Below are 18,403 nucleotides of genomic sequence, written 5' to 3'. Positions count from 1 at the left end.
AGTGACGTATTTTACTCCGCTGTTTGATCCATACTTTCCGAAGCCAACAAAAAAAGCGCTCTGTTTCCCCCAGTACGTAAGGAAAAACAAAGCGCGGATAGCCGAATGCAACAATCCTCACCTCTTCCTTTGACCCGAAGGAAATCAGTGTAAACATAAAACAGGCAGGTCTCCTGGCTTGAGGATCATCGCTCTTCTTCTCCTTCCCGCTCCCGGATGGGCAGTGGATGGCATGATGCCTTGAAGAACAGCTACTCTCTTACAGTGGCGGGACCGCGTTGGCTTTTCACCAAACTTCCCTTTTAACCTTGCTCCTGCGAATCGGTTTCGCAAAAACAAGGACCTGTTTCTCTTCCATATGTAAATGTCATTCGTTTCGTTGACAAGCACTTGCTTTAATAATAGCAAAAGCTACCGAGGATTCAAGCAAAAGCTGCCGAATCGTCGCAGGTCTCTATTTGCAGAAAATTTCATATCATCACCGTTTACTTACCTGACGATTTTCGTTACCCTATTGGCAAAACATTCGAAAGTGGTGAGCAGTCATGCTATTTCCTCCTATCCCCAAAATAACAGACATGGTCCTGCCAAGCCCACTGCCGATAAGAGAATGCGGCGAACCGATGATCCCACTCTCTTCCCTTTCTGCCCAAATCACGGTCTATCCAGCCTACTACCACGAGGGCTATGCCGGAACGCAGCCAGATGCTTTTTTGCGAGAAGGGGCAACACACAAGCTCGCCATGGCAGCCGCGCAACTGCCTGTTGGCTACAAGCTCGTCGTATTGGACGGCTGGCGCTCGTTCGAGGTACAAGCATCGTTGTATAATCGTTTCTGTGAAGCCTTACTTTTACAAGGCTGGCAAGAAGGTCCCGCCCTCACGGAAGAATCGAGCAAATTCGTCGCTTATCCAACAACAGACCTCTCCAAACCATCCCCTCACCTATCCGGTGGCGCAGTCGATCTGACTATCGCAGGACCTGATGGCTGGCTGGAGATGGGGACAGCCTTCGATGATTTCAGTGAAAGGGCTGCGACTCGCCATTATGAAGAACTCGTAGAACCCACACAAAAAGACATCGAGATTCGAGACAATCGCCGATTGCTCTATCATTTGATGACCGCTGCCGGATTCGTCAATTATCCGAAAGAATGGTGGCATTTCGAATACGGAACGCGCACCTGGGGTCAAAGAACGCAGCAGGAGCCTATTTATGGCGGAGTTTTGTCCATGTAACCACAAATACTCAGGCATTCAGCCGAAAAAGGCATGAGCCCGGTCGATACCGTACTCATGCCCAGATGGCCGCTCACTTTTCAAACCTGAACAAATTCCTATACCAATTAGGTCACTGGCACTTTCGCAGATGATGTTGAAGCCAATAGGCTCTTATTGTATTCAGGTAACAATACCATATTGGTATATGTACCGCGACCTGACACATAATGATAGGAATGTTCGACACCTGCCGGGATAAAAATAGCGGCTGGACTCTCAACAGTCTTCTCTTCTTCACCGAGTTGAACATGACACACCAGGCCAGTGCCATCAGGTGCGTCTCCCCAAAAGAGGAAGGCACTGTCACAATGATGCGCATGCCTGTCCACGTGTTTTTCAGGAGCACTGGACAAATCACATAATTCAAATATCCTTTGGATCACATAGAATGAGGCTCGCTCATCCACGCGCGAATCCATCATAACCCAGCGTATGCCTGGACCGTCACGGTGATACTGTAGTTCTGAAGCCCCTTTGGGAAACGGCTTTCCTACCTGTAGGGAAACAGGCAGCTTTGATCTTCCCAATGGAGGCCGCTTTTCTTCGAGTAGTCGTGTTCTTCCGATTGTTTCCGGTGGAAATGGCTCATACGATTCGGAATTTCTCTTTACTGCTTGGACATGGTAAGCCGATGTATGCGTAAATGCATTTTGCCCAACGATAGGACGCAGTTCATCCGGTCTATACCCTGTCGTCAGGCGTATCGCTTGCGCAAGCTCCGGAATTCTTTCCAAAGAATAACGATGATCATTTCGTAGCTTTTGCAACACAACAGTAAGCTGGATCAAGTCAGTAATGCCAGCTCTTTCACCGATTCCCAAAATTGTCGTATCGATGACAGAAGCTCCTGCATCAATAGCCGCCAGCGCATTCGCTTGAGCAAGACCGAAGTCATTATGCAGATGGACTTCAATTTCGCACCCAAATTCCTCTATGGCACGGGTTACCATATTTTTGCATACTTCAGGTTCCCATATCCCGACAGTATCTGCCAGACTAATCCGATCTGCGCCTGCCTGCAAAGCGATATGACCTAAGCTAGCAATCTTCTCCCACTCTGTCCGTGAAGCGTCTTCAATCGTGAATCTAACCTTTAAGTCAAGCTTTTTTGCTTCGATAACAGCTTGTCTGACTTTCTCTTGTATGTCACTTTCCTGGTGATGGCTGAATTTTGTTTGGATAGACACATCATTAATAGAAGCCCATATCCCCACCCAGTCGGCTTTGGCCCGCTTTGCTGCATGTACTTCTTCAACAGTAGCTCTCGCATGCATTAATATTTGCGCTCGTCTTGCTGATTGCGCCACTTTTAGGCAGATTTCTTCATCCAGGGCAGAAATTCCTGGATGGCCCACTTCTATGAGATTTATATGAAAACTTTCCAAAAGATGCAGTATTCGGATTTTGTCTTCACATGTGAAACGAACGCCTGCCTGCTGCTCTCCTTCTCGCAGCGTTGCATCCAAAATTTGAAACGGCTTCATATCCAGCACATCCTTACAGGTATACTTACTTTTTCAGGAATCGGTCTGTCTCACGCAAGAGTTGATCACGATTTTTTTCATACAACACCCAATGTGTTGCGTCTTTGATAACCACTTCTTCTTTTTCAGATGCATTGGTCAGCTTAGTGAAGAGGGACTTATCGGCAAAAAAGTCCAGATCTCCGCGAATGATCAACACCGGTGTCGTAATTTTAGCTGCATCAAAAATAGGTTTGTCCGTCCAGATGTAATACAGATCTACTAGCGGTCCCATTGGGCGACGGATGGATTGTTCGGGTTGCTTGCTGCTGTTAGGATCAGAGTTTACGAAGACCTTGGATACAGCCTTCATTGCCTCATCAGAAACCAGATCACGCTTATCTAGCATCATGTGCCAATGGTGCATGGCCTTGTCAAACTGGACAACCTGATACGCTGGTAATTGGGGATTGATTTCACCTGGCTTCCCCTTTGCTTCAAATGGAGTTGCCATCAAAGGCAAAGAAAAACCATGCATAACACCATAAAGCACGAGTTTTTCAATATCATCTGAATGTTCAGTCGCATACATCCCTGCAACAACTCCACCCCAAGACCATCCTACGATACTGATTTTATCCACTTGTCGGGTTTTCTTTATGTGCTGGACGACAGCCTCCAGATCTTTTACCGCCTCACTGGCACGAACGACAGGAGCATTCTCCACAGGTGGTTTATCCATTTCAACTGGTCGGGTAGAATGCCCAAACCCTCGGAAGTCCATCGCCCAAGTGTCGTAGCCTTGCTTTGCGTATTCCTCCATCCAGGAGAATCCCGGAACATCGAAAGCTTCGGCAGTAGGTACGCTAAACGGTTCAAGAAACAATACAACCTCTTTGCCGGTGAATTTGTCCTTATTTACGGCACTCGTATGTCGCACATAGAGCGAGACATTCTGATCGATGCTTGGCACTTTCAGCTCTTCCGTTGCTATCTCACTAGTTGATGCCACTACTGATTGAGCTTGTGTTGTGCTAATTTGATTGGAGGAATCAGGGGTTGAACAACCTTGCACAAGAAGTCCTAAAGATATGGTTAGCATAAAAATATGTTTTTTTATCTGAAAATTGAGATTCATACTTAGCACTTCTTTCAAATTTAGATTTAGAGGGTACTACAGATTAAATATTTTCGAAAGCAAAGCGATACATCCGGCTGCAATGATCAAACCAGCGGGCAGCCCATTTGTCAGTAACACTGCCAAAAGGGTTCCAATTGTTACGCCAATGAAAACGACCGGTTGAGCTGGCAAAATACTTAAGCCTTTTCCCCCAACATAAGAGATGATAAACCCTGCCAGAATAGCTAGAGTCGCTTTCCAACTTACCATTTCCTTGCCAAGGGCGATGAAATCATACTTTCCTTTGGCAAGCGGGATCAATAAGAATACCATCAGACAAAACAGACCGACATGGAAAATGGGTTTTTGGATTGCCTCCATGACAGGCACTGCTTTCAGCAGGGATAATCCCAACAGCAGGAGTGAAGCATAGGCAAGAGCCAGATCCTTTGCCACAAATGACAAGAAGGCGATTAGCAATAAGATAATGGTTGTATGTAGCATAGCAATCCCTATAGTAGCGTGTTATCCCAGCTACCCTCTGCCGGGGCTTCCACCTGTACCATTTGAACCGAAGCTAAATTGACTTTGACCAGATTGGGAGCAATGGTTGGCAATAGGCCTGGTCTCTGAATGATTAGTTTGAATGCCTCAAAGCTAGCCAATACGCCGACGATATTCGCTACCGGAGCAAGCACTGCCCACGGAGCCTCTCTTTTTACATAGGCATCTGCCCATTCAGGCAAAGCGCCTTGCGATACGGAATACTTTGCACGCTCGTCCTTGATCTGATTAATTGTTTCACGCATCTCTGGAGTGAGAGGCTGTTGATAGGAGGGGTGTCTCATTGCTACCTCGTAGGGCAAGGAGTCGGGTGTCATACACATGACTCCTCCACGGAAAGGTGGTGTTACCGCAATCCAGATGGAGGGAATACCCAGATCGGCTGCTGCTCTATGAATGATCACCCGTGCAACAAGATTATCAGTCGCATCTATAATCATATCCGTATCACCGAGCAGATCATGCGCATTTTCTTCGGTTACAAACTCCCTTGTTACCTTTACTTCCAGCTTTGGATTGATATCGTAGAGTATTTCCTTCGCTACTTCCGCCTTGGGAGAGTTGATTTTGCTGACAAAGCTGAGCATTTGGCGATTGAGATTGCTTTCCTCAAACGAGTCTTGATCGATGACATGAAGCTTCCCTACACCCATCCGGGCGAGCTGAATCAATGTGATTCCACCCACGCCACCTGCACCTACTACTGTTACTCTGGCATTTCGCAGCTTGGTTTGCTCCTCACTCGTAATGATTCCAAAATTGCGGGTAAAACTCATATCGTATAATTGGTTATTTTCCATCAATGACACACGATCCTCTCCTCTGTTCTTTCAAAATCGTTAGAGTGTTGCATAATCCCACGTTCCATCAGGGGGAGTTGTCACTTTTACCGGTGTGTCCGTATCTAGATTAATGAGAACTCCTTTGGGTGCGCGTGCCAACGGTTCTCTGCCTGTCAAGATTTGCACGGCTTCATGAAAGCTGAAAAGCGCTATGAGATGGGCACGAACTGGTGTAATAATCCAGCCAGCCTTTCCCGCACAAAAATCCTCTGCCCATTCCTTTGGAGCTCCTTCTTTGACAGAATGCCAGGCCCTGGCTTTTTTTATGTCGGCAATCTCTTGGCGTAATGCTTCATTGGTCAACTTTTCCCCTGCTCCTGGAATGTTCAATGCAGTTTCGTACGTGACGCCGTCTGGAAAAAAGGAAGAGACAAATCCGCGAGTTGGGGGACTTCCTGACATGCCCACACTTGGTATACCCAGCTCACGAGCAGTCCGGTGTATGATGACACGGGAGGGTACATCGTCCACTGCTTCAATCACCAGATCGTGCCCTTTCATCAGTTCAAGCACATTGTCTTCATCCACATTTGCCTGGACGCATCGAACAGATAGGTATGGGTTGATGAATTGAAGAACTTCTTCAGCCGTCGACGCTTTTGATTTACCCAATGAATGTACCGTAGCCAGCATCTGACGATTGATGTTAGAAACCTCGAATTCATCAGGATCTACTCCGGTGACATGCCCGATCCCCATGCGGGCGCAAAGAATCGCTTCCATTCCCCCGACCCCGCCGAGTCCAAATATGATGACCTTTCCTTCCTTTAAGCGGTTTTGTTCCTCAGTGGTATACACGCCAATATTTTTCTTAACCATTTCCCAATAAAACGAATCCACTTCCAATTCTTCTTCCTCCTCTTTCCAAATTGTCCATTTACATTTGACATTATAGAGTTCCAGTTACTAGCAAAAAAATAGCTCATTATGACTATTAACTGGTTTTTTTTTGAAATTTCCATGAACATTGGAGAAAAATTTTTAGCTAGAATAGACAAAATAAAAAGGCTTGAGTCCGGTACAATACCGAACCCAAGCCTTACACTCCCCTAACCTTACTGCATATAATCCGCCATAATGATCTCCGTATCAAACGGGGTAATTCCCTCTTCCAAGGAAAATACCGTATCTGCCTCTTCAGCTTGATCAGTCAGCGTCCCTCTCGCCTGTGCATGAAGCATGAACAACTCATGCAATGTAGGCTTCACCAACGAGGTGAGCGCTCTTCCCATCAGCTCCACCCCTCCGGCATTGGACTCCACATTGTTGGCAAACCTCGGATCAGAATTCAGGGCGATATCCGTCCAAATCACTTTTCTCTCCACGAGATCGAGAATGACTGGGATACAAATCCGCGTGTTTGCGGCGAGGTCAATCTTGTCTTGTACCGTCTGCGGCTCGAAAATCTCCCCAGTCTGCGGCGCCGAACGAATCATCCAGCCCGCGAAGCATTCAGGCAAATCGCAATACGGCTGACTCGTAAATGAATACAGGTTCATGACGACATATCGACCACCGTAACGGATGATAGAGTCGATATCGAGATCGATGAATTCGCACGCGCCTTTGGGAGCCTCAACAATATCCCCGCTATGACACGCTTGATACTTGTCAGAACGCAGATTGGTATAGGAAATATGCTCCATGTATTTCCAGTCCTCGTTATAGAGTACGGCGGACAAATCGATATCGACTCTGCCTGTAGGGACATCGTTGACGATCCCTTCCTTCCACCATAGAAAAAAGCGAATGGTCCCTCCATCCGGGATCGATAGCCGGGAGCCGCGTGCAATCGTGCGCAGTGCTTTGCTCGCGGATCGCATTGAAAACGGAACGAGGTGCTCGTGCAGCTGCGGATCAATATAGACCTTGCCAAGTGCCGGCAATTGGGCAAAACGGTTCAACAAGGAGGTCCGGCAAATATCCGCTGCCTTCTTTCTGATGTCCTCTGGAAGCCCTGGCACCCTGTTTTCGATTGTCTGTACTTTCGCCACTTGCCCTTTCGGAAAAAAGGTACGCCATTCCCCGTAGCTATCCCGTTTGTCGAAGTGCTTCATGACTTGCAAAAGAACAGGAGTCGATACACCGTGCGCAATTTTTTCGAAGGCAGAAAGGACTGGACTTCCCTGCTCTGTCAAACGCAACAAATGATCCAGACGACGGGCAAATTCCCCTGGCCGCTGTTCGAGCAGCTTGATCGCTGTATTCACATCCGCACTGACCAGAGCTCGCTCTACTTGGCTATTGAACGTCTCAACCTTATGATTGTTGCGCAAAATATCAAATGCTTCTACCGCTTTCGGATAGCGATCCTTATATTCAAACGGATGCAAGATTTCCCCGAGACGAATCCATCTGTTTTTGTAACGATTCATGTCTTCTACGATATTCGAGCTGGCTTCCAGCAGGCGGAGGAGCAGTCTTCTTTCCCCGCGTTTGAACTTGCGAAATTTTGCAGGCTCTGCCAAGCTCACATCCCCGTCAGACAGTGCCACTGCCAGACGCAAAACATCTGTTGCGGTCTTGCAATAGTGAGCAAAAAAAGTAGCAGGAAGCTTGTCATACTTGAGCAACAGGCATGCAGCGATCGCCACGTTTTCCTTTTGGGGAATCTCCGCTGGCAGAGCTTCTGCGATTCCTTCATAGGTCTGAATCAAGCCCTCCAAGTCTTCCCTGTCAGTAGCAGAGAGTGAGCTATTGGAGCGCAGCAAGTTCATGCCTATCTGTAGCAACTCTTCATCTGTGCCCAAATGAATCAACTTCAGGCGAGATTCTCTCAGCAAAGGCAACCGCTTTTTCACTTCGTGCACAGGAAGGTCCAACGTCAAATAATGAATGATCGCATTTACAAACAGCTCACCCTCGCTAGCCTCCATGACTTGCTTAGGAAAATTCGGATACATCGGCTTGTACTGTCGGGATGCCCCGACCTTTACTTTGAGCACAGCTACCACGTCCGAATAGAGCGCGAAAAACTCTCCCTCTGACAGCGTCCGGATTCTTTCCAGCAATTCCAGTGAAAATGTATAGCCCAAGCTCTCAATATTGCGCAAAGCCGCAGCTAAATAAGAGATAGGCAGTTCATGCTGCCCCTGATGTACGATCATTTTATTTTTCCGGCGAAGGTAGATTTGATTTTTCATCGGCATCACGAAAAAAATCAGGAAGGTGTACAATAGCCTGATTTTTTATTCCTTTTTGTAATTTTTAACCATCTTACTTCAACTTTTCCAGATGGTAAAGCTTTCCCGCAGGAACGAGACAGAAATCAGTCGCTGGACCTAATTCGATTTCATTCCGCTGCCCGTTGTTCCGTATTCTTCATCCCTGTAAAGTGAATAGCAGAGTACCAAAACTTTACAGGAGGGAGAACTCGATTCATGAATCAATCTGTTATGAAAAGTCATACAGCACCCCCTTTATTTCAAGGAGAGAAATGGTTAGTGTATACCGGCTTGCTCGGCTTCTTACTGGCTGCCATATGCGCAATCTGGGTCCTGCTATACGGAGGGCCCGTCGCTCCTAATGGCGATGTCTCGAAAGCATTTTCCTTTAATGCCGCACTTGGAATATTTTTATTGTCGACAGCCGCAATCATTCCGTTATCTGCCCTGGGCACGCGAAGTAGAGCTATCTTTCGCTGGTCTTATATCTTGCTTGCTTTCTATTCTTACGGGGCGGAAACCGTACAAAACTTCCGCGGCGTGGACCCGAGGTTCGTCAAAAATGGCACACCCTTTGACGCCGCAGTCGGTTCCATTTTTACTTTTGTGGCTCTTCTCTTGGTCCTCTTTTATGTATTCATTGCCATTCAGTTTTTCCGCAGAAAAGCTTATTCACTACGCCCAGGGCTGGCAGTTGGCATCCGCTATGCCATGATTGCGATTATTCTCTCGTTTGCGGCAGGCCTCTGGATTTCATTCAATGCTGGTCGAGTGGTCGGGCAACAAGGGAATATCATTTGGCTCCACGGTATTGGCTTTCATGCGCTGCAAGCAGTACCTTTTGTCGCTTGGTTAGCTGAACGTAAAAAGCATGTGTCCACTGCTCGTACTGGATTCATCCATCTCGCAGGTATCGCCTACTTGCTCGGTTTAGCTGCAATCGGCTTGCAAACCTATCTCGGTCGTGCTGTTTTAGAAATATCCGTATTTCCGATTCTCGCCGCCTGTTGTTTCTTGGTCGCCTTTCTTCCAATCGTTTTCTTCCTTCTACAAAAGAACGATACAAAAAAGCTCCACTATACTTCTGATATTCAGAACTAATTGATTGTCTTGATCTTTCGTGATACTTTGATACCAATACCAGACATACGGTATCAGAAACGAGGCGATCGATCTATGACAGCACGTATTGGACTTCCTGCACCTGATTTTACGATGGACACCGTAACGTTTGACAACGGATTTCCCCTGCCAAAGAGCTTGGTAGACTATCGTGGAAAATGGCTTCTTTTGTTCTTTTACCCATTTGACTTTTCGAAAGTATGCCCGACAGAAATCCTCAGCCTCAACCGCCGGATCAAGGAGTTCTCGGATCTAAATGTCGAGGTACTTGGCATTAGTGGCGACAGCATACATACACACAAAGCATGGATGAGATCGAGTGAAGGCATCGGTCCACTCTCGTTCCCCCTCGCTTCTGATTACAGCAAAGAAGCGACCATTGCATACGGCGTGCTAGACGAAGCAACAAAAGCTCCTCTGCGCGGCAGCTTCATCATTGATCCAGAAGGCATCCTGCAATATGCAGTCATCTCCAACTCCAAGGTTGGTAGAAGCGTAGATGAGACACTCCGTGTAATCGAAGCTCTGCAATCAGGAGGATTGTGCCCAATGGACTGGAAGCCTGGGCAAAACACGATATCCTAATCGATAGACATACACAAAGGCCGCATGATCGCTTTCACAGGATCATACGGCCTTTTTCATTTTGGAAATATAGGCATAAAAAAATCAGGAAAGCAGTACCCCTAATAGCTAGTTGGGTTAGAAGGAAGGTGTACTATAGCCTGATTTTTATATCATACCATTACTTCCATCATTTGCAAATGGTTATTGTTTATCTGGACACGACCGGGTACGGAAACAAGTCAACCACACGCATGGTCTCCCCGCTTTCATTTGTAAACACGACATGCTCTCTCCTAAGCTCAGTCGGACTCTCTAAACCGCACGCAGCAGCCAACGAGAACAACCCTTCTCTCAGCTGTAAAATATAGTTCATGACACGCCACTGCTTTTCTGCCGGAACCAACGCCTCCTGGTATTGGGAATCCGTCGTAGTAACCCCTGTCGGACATTTGCCTGTATGGCATTGCATCGCCATGATGCAGCCAGTGGCAATCATGAAGCCGCGCGCGGAGTTGACGCAATCCGCTCCCAAGGCCATGGCGATGGCTACTTTGTCGGGGGTAACGAGCTTACCGGAAGCAAAAATTTTGATGCGATCCCGTACACCGAATTTCCTCATCGTATCATCGAGAATGATGAGCGCGGCGAAGAGCGGCAAGCCCATGCCGTCTGCCATCGCCTTGAACATCGCACCCGACCCGCCCTCAGAGCCATCTACCGTAATGAAGTCCGGATAAATCGACAACTCCACCATCTTCTCAAAAAACGGCTCCAATCGCTTCGGATCGCCGACGACGATTTTCACACCGACTGGCTTGCCCCCTGCCTCCTGCAAACTGCCGATGAATCGCAAGGCTTCCTCCGGATTGGTGAGGAACTCGAAGCGGTTCGGTGAGTTGACCGTTTGTCCTACAGGTACGAGCCGTGCTGCCGCGACTTTTTCCGTGACCTTGGAGCCCTCGAGATGACCTCCGCGAATTTTGGCCCCTTGATGAAACTTCAGCTCGAACGCCTTGATATTAGAAATACTCGCCTTGTTCTTGAATTCTTCGATCGAAAACTTACCCTTGTCATCACGGAAGCCAAACATCCCTGGCCCGATTTGCGAAATGATATCCGAGCCTGTCGAGAGGTGAACTTCAGCAACGCCACCCTCTCCTGTATTGATCCAAGAGCCGCCAGCCATACGTGCCCCATAGCCTGTGGACATGATATAGTTCTCTCCCACTGCTCCAAAGGAGGTAGCCGAAGCACCAAACATCCCTTTCAACCGCCAAGGCTGCCTCCGATTTTCTCCCACGACGATAACATCCTCGTCATGCAGCAACCACGGCTTTACCTCTTGTTCCTCGATAAATTTTTCTCTTCTCGTGAACAGACCTTCATGGGTAATTTCGTATTTTCTGCCGGGGACGACTTTTTCGTTGTCTATCCGCAGCTCACTCGTCAGCTTTGGAAACATTGCATTGGACAAATAGAAGCCGGGCTTCTCATAATCACGTTTCCCTCCGAACGAAATCAGGTCCGTCCGGTATTTGGCCGCATACATGAGGCCCACGAAATCAGCTCTGGAGAACGGTCTACCGTCTGTATCATCGTCAAACCAATACTGACGAAGCTCAGGCCCGAGCTTTTCCAGCAAATAACGCATCCACCCCAAAAACGGATGGGAACGAATAATGGAGTGCTTCGGCTGTTTAGACAGGGCATACATGTAACCGAAAAATACAATGGGTGGTAAAAGAATGATGAAGATTATGACGCATAACAGAGTAGGTACCACTTGTGCTTACCCTCCCCAAACACAATATTCTAGTAAATCATGTCAAGGATAGGATGCAACAAGTTCTCTGTTTTTAATCGTATTTCTCATCATCCTCCCGTATTTGCCCATCTACGATCAATTCCAGCTCAGTTTCAAAGTTCAACATAATCTCTACAGGCAGCAGCTCTGCAATCTCTGCCACGTCAGGAAGAAGCAGTGCATCCTCTAGCGTATCCGGCTTCGTCTCCAGCTGACCATACCACTCGCGGATTTGCTCCATCATGCGGTAAAAGGAAGCCTCAAACTGATTCGCATCGTCCTCCGCGTCATCCTCGTGGCTCTTTTTCATCCGGTCCCAATATTCCAGCGTCGTGCGCAGTGCTTTCTCTATGTTTACATCCATGTATCGTCTCTCCTTTTCGCCTCTTCCTTCTCTCCCATTTAGTATGACCGCTTTGGTTGCACAATGCCACCTCAGACGTAAGGCCCTCGCACCGTTCCATTTTTTTATAATCGTTGCGTTTTTTGACACGTTTTATAGCCCGGTTGAGTCATACGAAAATGAAAAGAGACTGTTATCCTAAATGTAGCTAGCAGCCGAATACCCGGCAATAAATAAGAGAGCTCTCTAGTGGAATAGGGGAGGATGCACCCTGTCATTACGATGGAACAATCGAAAATTATCTCTCCCGCTACTTTTCGTCTCCGTCATTTGTATCGTTGCTCTACAGCTGCCGATCACAGCCAAGGCGACGCCTGCAGATTCTGACTCCTTGCAGGCGATGATTGATCAAGCACGCCCTAACGATACCGTTACCATCCCGTATGGTTTGTACAAAGGTCCTATCCGCATTACCAAGCCGATTCAATTGGTAGCTGATGATCCAGTGAAGATCATCAATCCGACCGAGGAGGAAGCAACGCTCACGATTGAAAGCGACAATGTGAGCGTGCAAGGAATCCATATCGTGGACAAACGAATCAACAGTGATGTTGCCGCGGTTGTCATCCGTGGCGATCAAAACTTCCTGGAGAATGTCATCGTTGAAACGAAAGGGATCGGTATTCAATTACGGCAAGCAGACTACAACACGCTGCACAACGTTCAGGTCATCGGAAAAATCAAAGGCGATGGCAGCCCAACGACCAGTACTGGACATAATCACGGGGCACAGCCTGAAGTAAAGCCAAAGCAAACGGAAAAAGCGAGAAGAGGGAACGGAATCGACCTGCGTGAATCGCATCATAACCGTTTCATCAAAAATCAGGTGACGAATGTCGAAGATGGCTTTTACGTCGAAAATAGCGATCGTAACCATCTGGAACAAAATCTGGTGACGAAATCGCGGTACGGCTATCACTTCATGGGCACCTCTGATACGACGGTCATCAACAACATTGGAATGGAAAATGTGACAGGCTCCCAACTTATGGAGTCGCGCAAATTGACGGTTACTGGGAATCAATTTTTGAAACAGCAAGAAAATCCTGGTTCGCAAGGAATTCTTCTCATTACCGTACAGGATACGCTGGTTGCAAACAACACGATTGAGGGGAACCGTGTTGGACTGTATTTAGAGCAATCATCCGGCATTACGGTCAAGAACAATTTACTCAGTCTCAACTTTATCGGCATGCAGTTTTTGGCCTCTTCTGACAACGTATTAACCGATAACCAATTTGTCTCCAACGTCATCCAAGCGCAAGCCCAGGATAGTCAGAACAATAACTTAAACAAAAACTACTGGGACAATCTGCAAGGACTCGATGTGAACGGGGATTCCCGCAGTGATTTGCCGTACGAAATGAATCCTTTTTACCTGGGTTTGACCGATGCGGTTCCTGCCTACCAGCTGTTTTTTCAAGCCCCGGGATTCGTGTTTCTGGAAGGCTTGTTTACGAGTGGGGCCGGCTCAGCAATCAAGGACGCATCTCCTTTAATGCAACCCTCGGACACCGTGCTAATTGAATCCGGGAAAACGAGCGGTTGGGGTGCAGGCATTCTTGGACTTATCTTGTTAATAGGAAGCTGTTCAATCATTTATATAGGAGTGAAAAAATCATGAACAAAATGAAAAAATGGTGCACAACAATCGGAGCAATTATCGGTATCAGTCTGCTTATGGTCGGCTGCGGAAACGAAGAGCCGAAACCTGTAGATATCGCGGAAGGCGTGGACAAATGCGACCTTTGCAAAATGCATGTCCCTAACGATCACAATGCTACGGAAATCGTCTTAAAAGATGGAAAAGCACTGAAGTTCGATGATCTTGGCTGCATGCACAACTGGACAAAAGAGAATGGAACCGATAACGTGGCTGTACAATTTGTCCGCGATTACTACACAGCAGAATGGACAAAAGCAGAGCAAGCTACTTACGCTTACGACAAAGACTTCAAAACTCCAATGACGTATGGCATCTATTCCTTCAATGAGAAATCTGGTGCAGACAAATTCGTTCAGGAACAAAATAAAGGCATTGTTATGAGCGCAGAAGAGTTGAAAAATCATAGCTGGGAAAACGGCATGAGCAAGCACATGAACAAAGATGGCCACTCTTCCGAAGGTCAACATAATGGCGGTCATGAAAGCAAGCCTGCCGATCACGGAAGCAGCAGTACTACCCCAACCACACACAACTAACAGAGGAAGTGGAGTCTTTGCACATCAACCTGATTGCCAAACGAGAAGTGAAGGTAGGCTTCCGCAATCCATGGTCCTACTCGTTTATGGCTCTGTTCTCCCTGTTTAGTTTGGGACTCTTGATCATCCAATCGCAGTCCTACATGAAGGGTTATACGTACACGACAGGTACCATGCTGAATCTGATTTTGTATTTGCTGCCTCTGATGACAATGCTTCTCTCCTCTTTTTCCTTGACGGCGGAAAAAGAAGAGGGAAGCTGGCAGCTCCTCTCTACCTACGCCATGACAACCTCCTCGTTCTTGTTGGGGAAATACTTGGGACAAGCACTCGTGTTAACTGCGATTGTCAGCTTCGGGTATGGGTTGTCTGGTGTGGCCGGCATGCTGTTAGGAAAAAGCTTTGCATTTTCTACTCTCTTGTTTTTGCTTGCCTTTTCCATCTGTCTCATTCTGTTATTTTTGGGCATTGCTATGCTGATTGGCGCCATCAGTAAAAATCGTTGGCAGGCTTTGACGATGGGTGTCAGCATCTGGTTCTTCTATATTCTGGCATGGCCTACTCTGCTGATCTCTGTGCTCAGCTTCGTCCCTTATACATGGATCAAGCCTCTGCTTCAGCTCGCAACGTTTCTCAATCCAGCGGAGTTCGTACGAATCTTTTCCGTTGCCAGATTAGGCGGAGGCTCGATCTTTGGACCTGAATACTACAAATGGGTGTACTGGGCCAACTCCCCGCTTGGTGATCTCATCTTCGTCGCACTCAGTCTGCTCTGGATCAGTGCGACCCTGTTCATAGCCATCCGGGTATGGGAAAGAAGGTAATGCGATGAATATGTTAGGACTCACCATCGATCAGGTCACCAAGGAAATCAATGGCAAAACAATCGTCCACCCATTCAGTATGGACATTGCACCCGGTCAGGTCGTCGCGTTATGCGGCGGTAACGGTGCAGGAAAAAGTACGATCCTGCGGATGCTGGTCGGTATTCTCCCGCCTTCTTCGGGAATCATTCAGCTAAACGGGTTAAACTGGAACGATAATCGTGTGGAGTATTTGCAAGAAATCGGTTATATGCCGGATCACTTTACTTTTTCTGCGGGACTTACTGCCAAAGAAACGCTCGAATTTTACGCTTCCCTGCGCAATCGCACCGCAGAAGAGGCGGATCGACTGCTAAAAACGGTTGGATTGCATGAAGTGAGAAACAAACGGGTGTCGCAGTTCTCCAAGGGCATGCAGCAGCGCCTCTTGTTTGCCCAAGCGATATTGGCAAAGCCTGCACTCGTCGTCCTCGATGAACCGACCAACGGACTCGATCCGTATTGGATGGATGCTTTCGTAGATCTCGTGCGCGAAGTAAAGCTCTCAGGGCAATCCGTCCTCTTTACGACGCATCAGCTGCAGGTAGCAGATGCTGTGGCGGATCGAGCGATTTTTCTGATGAACGGGAAAATCGTACGGGATGGATCGATACAAGAGTACCAGCAGCAATATGGAGCAATTGGTTTGTACGGGGCCTTCTCTGAGCTTGTTAATCAGGCAAAAGTATGAATAAGAAAAACGCGGGAGAATTGATCGTTGATCAGCTCCCGCGTTTTTGCTATTTATAGCGCTTTTGCTTCCATATAAAAGACAGATAAAAACTTTTTCACGCTAATCCGGCACTTCGTCGTTTTTTCTCCCGCCTCCAGCTCTTGCATCCGTTGGCGAATTTCTTGAAAGTCAAACAGTCGTGGTGCAAAATGTTCAAAGGTAGGGTTGGCATAGTCGGTCAACCCCAATGAGGAAAGATGCGTAAAGGCTTGTAGGACCATTCGGCGAATCCGTTGTTCCATGGCACGCACCTCTTTGGTAATCCCATGCTCATCCAGGTTGGCATGCACCTTTAGCAACATTTGTGTATACAGTTCCTTGAGCTGTAATTCGTGCAGCTTGTCTCCTTGTCGCTCATCCTGCACGAGCCATTCCATGATCAATAGCAGATCGGGAGCACCCGCTTCACTCGCGATCCCTAGCTGCAACAGCAATTTTCTCGCTTTTTGCGCCAGGTTGTCCTGATCGGACGACTGGCCTTTCAAGCCGCTGGTATGCGGTTCTTTTGCTTTGACATCCAAGATTTGCAGCGATTTGCGGATCGTTTGCAGAGACGCTTCCAGCGACAAGTAATCCGATACCCGCTTCAACACAGCCATGACTTCCAGGCGGTTGATCGGTTTTTGAATAAAGGTATCAATCCCCTGCAAGTAAGCCTCCCCGATCATTTCCTTGTTTTCCACCTGTGACACCATGATGAAGCGGCCTGCAAAACCGTCTGCCTGCAACTTTTTGATCGTTTGGATGCCATCGAGCCCCGGCATTAACAAGTCGATCAAAATGACATCGACCCCATACAGTTGATCAATCGATACGTGACTGCCGTCGCTGGCTTGCCCTACAATTTCGCCCAGCCCGCTGTCTTGAATAATCCGTTCGAGCATGCGGCGCACCACAGCATCGTCTTCAATTAAAAAGAAACGTATCATTGCTACACTCCCTCCTTTCAGAGCAATTGATCGGTCGGAATTTGTACTTCTAAGTGCGTCATTTCTTTCTGATCAGGTAAAATTCGCAAACTGCCTTGCAGGCTTTGGACAATCCCGCGAGCATGCGTCAGTCCAATTCCCGTAGATGAATTTCCCTGTTCATCGTATTTAGTCGTATATCCGGGCTGGAACACCCATTCCTGCTCTTCTAGCGGGATTCCCGGCCCACTGTCAAGTACGCTGAACACCAGATGACGATGAATCAGCTTCACATTCAGCTCAATCCGTCCCGAAGTCGGAATCGCCTCTACCGCATTGGCTACCAGGTTGTTTAGCACGGAGAGCAGCGCATAGATTTGGCTGGTTGACAGATTGATGTTACAGCTCCACCCGATTTGTATATCTTTTCCCAACATCTCCGCGTATTTCTGATTCGCACGAGCAACCAACTCACACAGCTCTCTGATTGGCAGCTGTGGTGCTAGCCCCTCCTGATTAATCAGCTTGGAAATGCCCGCCAGCATCCGTTGCGAATCTTTTTTTACCTCATGCACATTCTCAGCAATCGCCAAGGCCGTCGGGGATTCCTCATGATCCGAGGTGAGCAGACGCCTGTAGAGCTGGTAGCTCTCTCGTGTGATTTCCTCCAGATGCGTCATTGATTTGCGTAAGTAAAAGGCTTCTTCATACAGCTCCGTATTGATCATCCGCAGACGCTCCAGCTCTTGCTGCCGCACCTCTCCCACTGCCCGCAACTGCCTGATCGAAAAGCTGTTGTACAAACCGACAGCAAAAAAGCTACGCAGAACTCCAAAGAAGAGGAGCATTAAAAAGCTTTCCCAGGTGATCGGCGGAAAATCAGTGAAATACTGTCGTACTTGGATCTCTACCACATTGGAGACGAAATCAATGGATGCACCTATCAACCCTAGCCACAGTGGAAATTCTCGATAGCTACGCGCACGGAGCAAATAAAACAGGACGGTAAAGCTGAAATAGAAAAAGGCTGAGGGAAGATGCGCAGCCACACTCTCCATATAGGGCCGGTACGCAAAAAAGACATCCATTCCGACGCGAAATACGAAGATAAACGTCCCAGTAAAAAATCCCGTCAACAATACAGGTACGGACGAAAACCACAGCAACCCGAAAAAGAAAGCAGCGATGCCTAAGGAAAAACGAAAAGACCCTCCTACTGGGTTTACCTTCATCTCTCCAAAAAAAGCAGTTGCCAGCATAATAATAAACAGGATCAAAAGGCGTTCTCGCATAGCTGCTCCTTTCACACGGAAAAAGATCTCCTATTCTTATTTTACTAAGAATCGGAGATCTGCAAAGATAGAACGA

General features: G+C 47.6%; 17 protein-coding genes and 1 riboswitch. Of the genes, 7 read left to right on the top strand and 10 right to left on the bottom strand.

The features are described 5' to 3' along the window. Positions 1 to 146 precede the first annotated feature (146 nt). Positions 147 to 362, bottom strand: a riboswitch (cobalamin riboswitch). 183 nt (positions 363 to 545) lie between these two features. Further along, the gene (locus tag ACFYU8_RS23520) at positions 546 to 1,238 is read left to right on the top strand and encodes a M15 family metallopeptidase (RefSeq protein WP_390304341.1); all 693 of its coding nucleotides are present in this window, start codon (positions 546 to 548) and stop codon (positions 1,236 to 1,238) included. A 107-nt stretch (positions 1,239 to 1,345) separates the two neighbouring features. Here ACFYU8_RS23520 and ACFYU8_RS23515 read toward each other — a convergent pair whose 3' ends face one another. The 6 genes from ACFYU8_RS23515 to ACFYU8_RS23490 form a co-directional block, all read right to left on the bottom strand. After that, on the bottom strand, positions 1,346 to 2,764 hold the full coding sequence (locus ACFYU8_RS23515; protein ID WP_390304339.1) for a LeuA family protein: 1,419 nt from the start codon (positions 2,762 to 2,764) through the stop codon (positions 1,346 to 1,348). Positions 2,765 to 2,789: 25 nt separating this feature from the next. Next, entirely contained in the window at positions 2,790 to 3,881 is a 1,092-nt protein-coding gene (locus ACFYU8_RS23510; RefSeq protein WP_390304337.1) for an alpha/beta hydrolase, read from the bottom strand. A 36-nt stretch (positions 3,882 to 3,917) separates the two neighbouring features. Continuing rightward, entirely contained in the window at positions 3,918 to 4,367 is a 450-nt protein-coding gene (locus ACFYU8_RS23505; RefSeq protein WP_390304335.1) for a DUF441 family protein, read from the bottom strand. 8 nt (positions 4,368 to 4,375) lie between these two features. Beyond that, a complete protein-coding gene (locus tag ACFYU8_RS23500) occupies positions 4,376 to 5,227 on the bottom strand; it encodes a HesA/MoeB/ThiF family protein (protein ID WP_390304492.1) in 852 nt (283 codons plus the stop codon). Positions 5,228 to 5,266: 39 nt separating this feature from the next. Continuing rightward, complete coding sequence (locus ACFYU8_RS23495) at positions 5,267 to 6,115, bottom strand: HesA/MoeB/ThiF family protein (RefSeq protein WP_390304333.1); 849 nt, start codon at positions 6,113 to 6,115, stop codon at positions 5,267 to 5,269. A 209-nt stretch (positions 6,116 to 6,324) separates the two neighbouring features. Continuing rightward, entirely contained in the window at positions 6,325 to 8,412 is a 2,088-nt protein-coding gene (locus tag ACFYU8_RS23490) for a hypothetical protein (RefSeq protein WP_390304331.1), read from the bottom strand. 237 nt (positions 8,413 to 8,649) lie between these two features. Between ACFYU8_RS23490 and ACFYU8_RS23485 the strand changes: the two genes are divergently transcribed. After that, entirely contained in the window at positions 8,650 to 9,534 is an 885-nt protein-coding gene (locus ACFYU8_RS23485) for a hypothetical protein (RefSeq protein WP_390304329.1), read from the top strand. Between the two features lie 75 nt (positions 9,535 to 9,609). Further along, positions 9,610 to 10,140 carry a peroxiredoxin gene (locus ACFYU8_RS23480; RefSeq protein WP_390304327.1) on the top strand — a complete coding sequence of 177 codons (531 nt, stop codon included), beginning with the start codon at positions 9,610 to 9,612 and terminating at the stop codon, positions 10,138 to 10,140. 190 nt (positions 10,141 to 10,330) lie between these two features. Here ACFYU8_RS23480 and ACFYU8_RS23475 read toward each other — a convergent pair whose 3' ends face one another. Together ACFYU8_RS23475 and ACFYU8_RS23470 are read right to left on the bottom strand one after the other, a co-directional pair. After that, on the bottom strand, positions 10,331 to 11,905 hold the full coding sequence (locus ACFYU8_RS23475; RefSeq protein ID WP_390304325.1) for a glutamate synthase-related protein: 1,575 nt from the start codon (positions 11,903 to 11,905) through the stop codon (positions 10,331 to 10,333). 73 nt (positions 11,906 to 11,978) lie between these two features. Continuing rightward, positions 11,979 to 12,290 (bottom strand): hypothetical protein, encoded by a 312-nt coding sequence (locus ACFYU8_RS23470; RefSeq protein ID WP_390304323.1) that lies wholly within the window; start codon positions 12,288 to 12,290, stop codon positions 11,979 to 11,981. 370 nt (positions 12,291 to 12,660) lie between these two features. On the opposite strand from ACFYU8_RS23470, the gene ACFYU8_RS23465 reads away from it, so the two are divergent. From ACFYU8_RS23465 to ACFYU8_RS23450, 4 genes are read left to right on the top strand one after another with little or no spacing between them, the layout of a single operon-like run. Then, positions 12,661 to 13,953 carry a right-handed parallel beta-helix repeat-containing protein gene (locus ACFYU8_RS23465; RefSeq protein WP_390304321.1) on the top strand — a complete coding sequence of 431 codons (1,293 nt, stop codon included), beginning with the start codon at positions 12,661 to 12,663 and terminating at the stop codon, positions 13,951 to 13,953. After that, positions 13,950 to 14,531, top strand: a complete 582-nt coding sequence (locus tag ACFYU8_RS23460) for a nitrous oxide reductase accessory protein NosL (protein ID WP_390304319.1) — start codon at positions 13,950 to 13,952, stop codon at positions 14,529 to 14,531. Before ACFYU8_RS23465 ends, ACFYU8_RS23460 begins: the two co-directional genes overlap by 4 nt. A 17-nt stretch (positions 14,532 to 14,548) precedes the next feature. Next, complete coding sequence (locus ACFYU8_RS23455; RefSeq protein ID WP_390304317.1) at positions 14,549 to 15,355, top strand: ABC transporter permease; 807 nt, start codon at positions 14,549 to 14,551, stop codon at positions 15,353 to 15,355. Between the two features lie 4 nt (positions 15,356 to 15,359). Beyond that, a complete protein-coding gene (locus tag ACFYU8_RS23450) occupies positions 15,360 to 16,085 on the top strand; it encodes an ABC transporter ATP-binding protein (protein ID WP_390304315.1) in 726 nt (241 codons plus the stop codon). 53 nt (positions 16,086 to 16,138) lie between these two features. Here the strand turns inward: ACFYU8_RS23450 and ACFYU8_RS23445 are convergent, their stop codons facing one another. Beyond that, entirely contained in the window at positions 16,139 to 17,056 is a 918-nt protein-coding gene (locus ACFYU8_RS23445) for a response regulator (RefSeq protein ID WP_390304313.1), read from the bottom strand. A gap of 17 nt (positions 17,057 to 17,073) precedes the next feature. Beyond that, positions 17,074 to 18,327 (bottom strand): ATP-binding protein, encoded by a 1,254-nt coding sequence (locus tag ACFYU8_RS23440; RefSeq protein ID WP_390304490.1) that lies wholly within the window; start codon positions 18,325 to 18,327, stop codon positions 17,074 to 17,076. Positions 18,328 to 18,403 lie beyond the last annotated feature (76 nt).

The sequence above is a fragment of the Brevibacillus sp. NPDC003359 genome (assembly GCF_042878995.1).
Lineage (GTDB): Bacteria > Bacillota > Bacilli > Brevibacillales > Brevibacillaceae > Brevibacillus.
This window is presented reverse-complemented; position numbering and strand designations above follow the sequence as displayed.

Excerpts from the sequence above, each read along its gene's own strand:
- ACFYU8_RS23520 (WP_390304341.1), top strand. The coding sequence starts at position 546 with ATGCTATTTCCTCCTATCCCCAAAATAACAGACATGGTCCTGCCAAGC.
- ACFYU8_RS23515 (WP_390304339.1), bottom strand. The coding sequence starts at position 2,764 with ATGAAGCCGTTTCAAATTTTGGATGCAACGCTGCGAGAAGGAGAGCAG.
- ACFYU8_RS23510 (WP_390304337.1), bottom strand. The coding sequence starts at position 3,881 with ATGAATCTCAATTTTCAGATAAAAAAACATATTTTTATGCTAACCATA.
- ACFYU8_RS23505 (WP_390304335.1), bottom strand. The coding sequence starts at position 4,367 with ATGCTACATACAACCATTATCTTATTGCTAATCGCCTTCTTGTCATTT.
- ACFYU8_RS23500 (WP_390304492.1), bottom strand. The coding sequence starts at position 5,227 with ATGGAAAATAACCAATTATACGATATGAGTTTTACCCGCAATTTTGGA.
- ACFYU8_RS23490 (WP_390304331.1), bottom strand. The coding sequence starts at position 8,412 with ATGAAAAATCAAATCTACCTTCGCCGGAAAAATAAAATGATCGTACAT.
- ACFYU8_RS23485 (WP_390304329.1), top strand. The coding sequence starts at position 8,650 with ATGAATCAATCTGTTATGAAAAGTCATACAGCACCCCCTTTATTTCAA.
- ACFYU8_RS23480 (WP_390304327.1), top strand. The coding sequence starts at position 9,610 with ATGACAGCACGTATTGGACTTCCTGCACCTGATTTTACGATGGACACC.
- ACFYU8_RS23470 (WP_390304323.1), bottom strand. The coding sequence starts at position 12,290 with ATGGATGTAAACATAGAGAAAGCACTGCGCACGACGCTGGAATATTGG.
- ACFYU8_RS23460 (WP_390304319.1), top strand. The coding sequence starts at position 13,950 with ATGAACAAAATGAAAAAATGGTGCACAACAATCGGAGCAATTATCGGT.
- ACFYU8_RS23450 (WP_390304315.1), top strand. The coding sequence starts at position 15,360 with ATGAATATGTTAGGACTCACCATCGATCAGGTCACCAAGGAAATCAAT.
- ACFYU8_RS23445 (WP_390304313.1), bottom strand. The coding sequence starts at position 17,056 with ATGATACGTTTCTTTTTAATTGAAGACGATGCTGTGGTGCGCCGCATG.
- ACFYU8_RS23440 (WP_390304490.1), bottom strand. The coding sequence starts at position 18,327 with ATGCGAGAACGCCTTTTGATCCTGTTTATTATTATGCTGGCAACTGCT.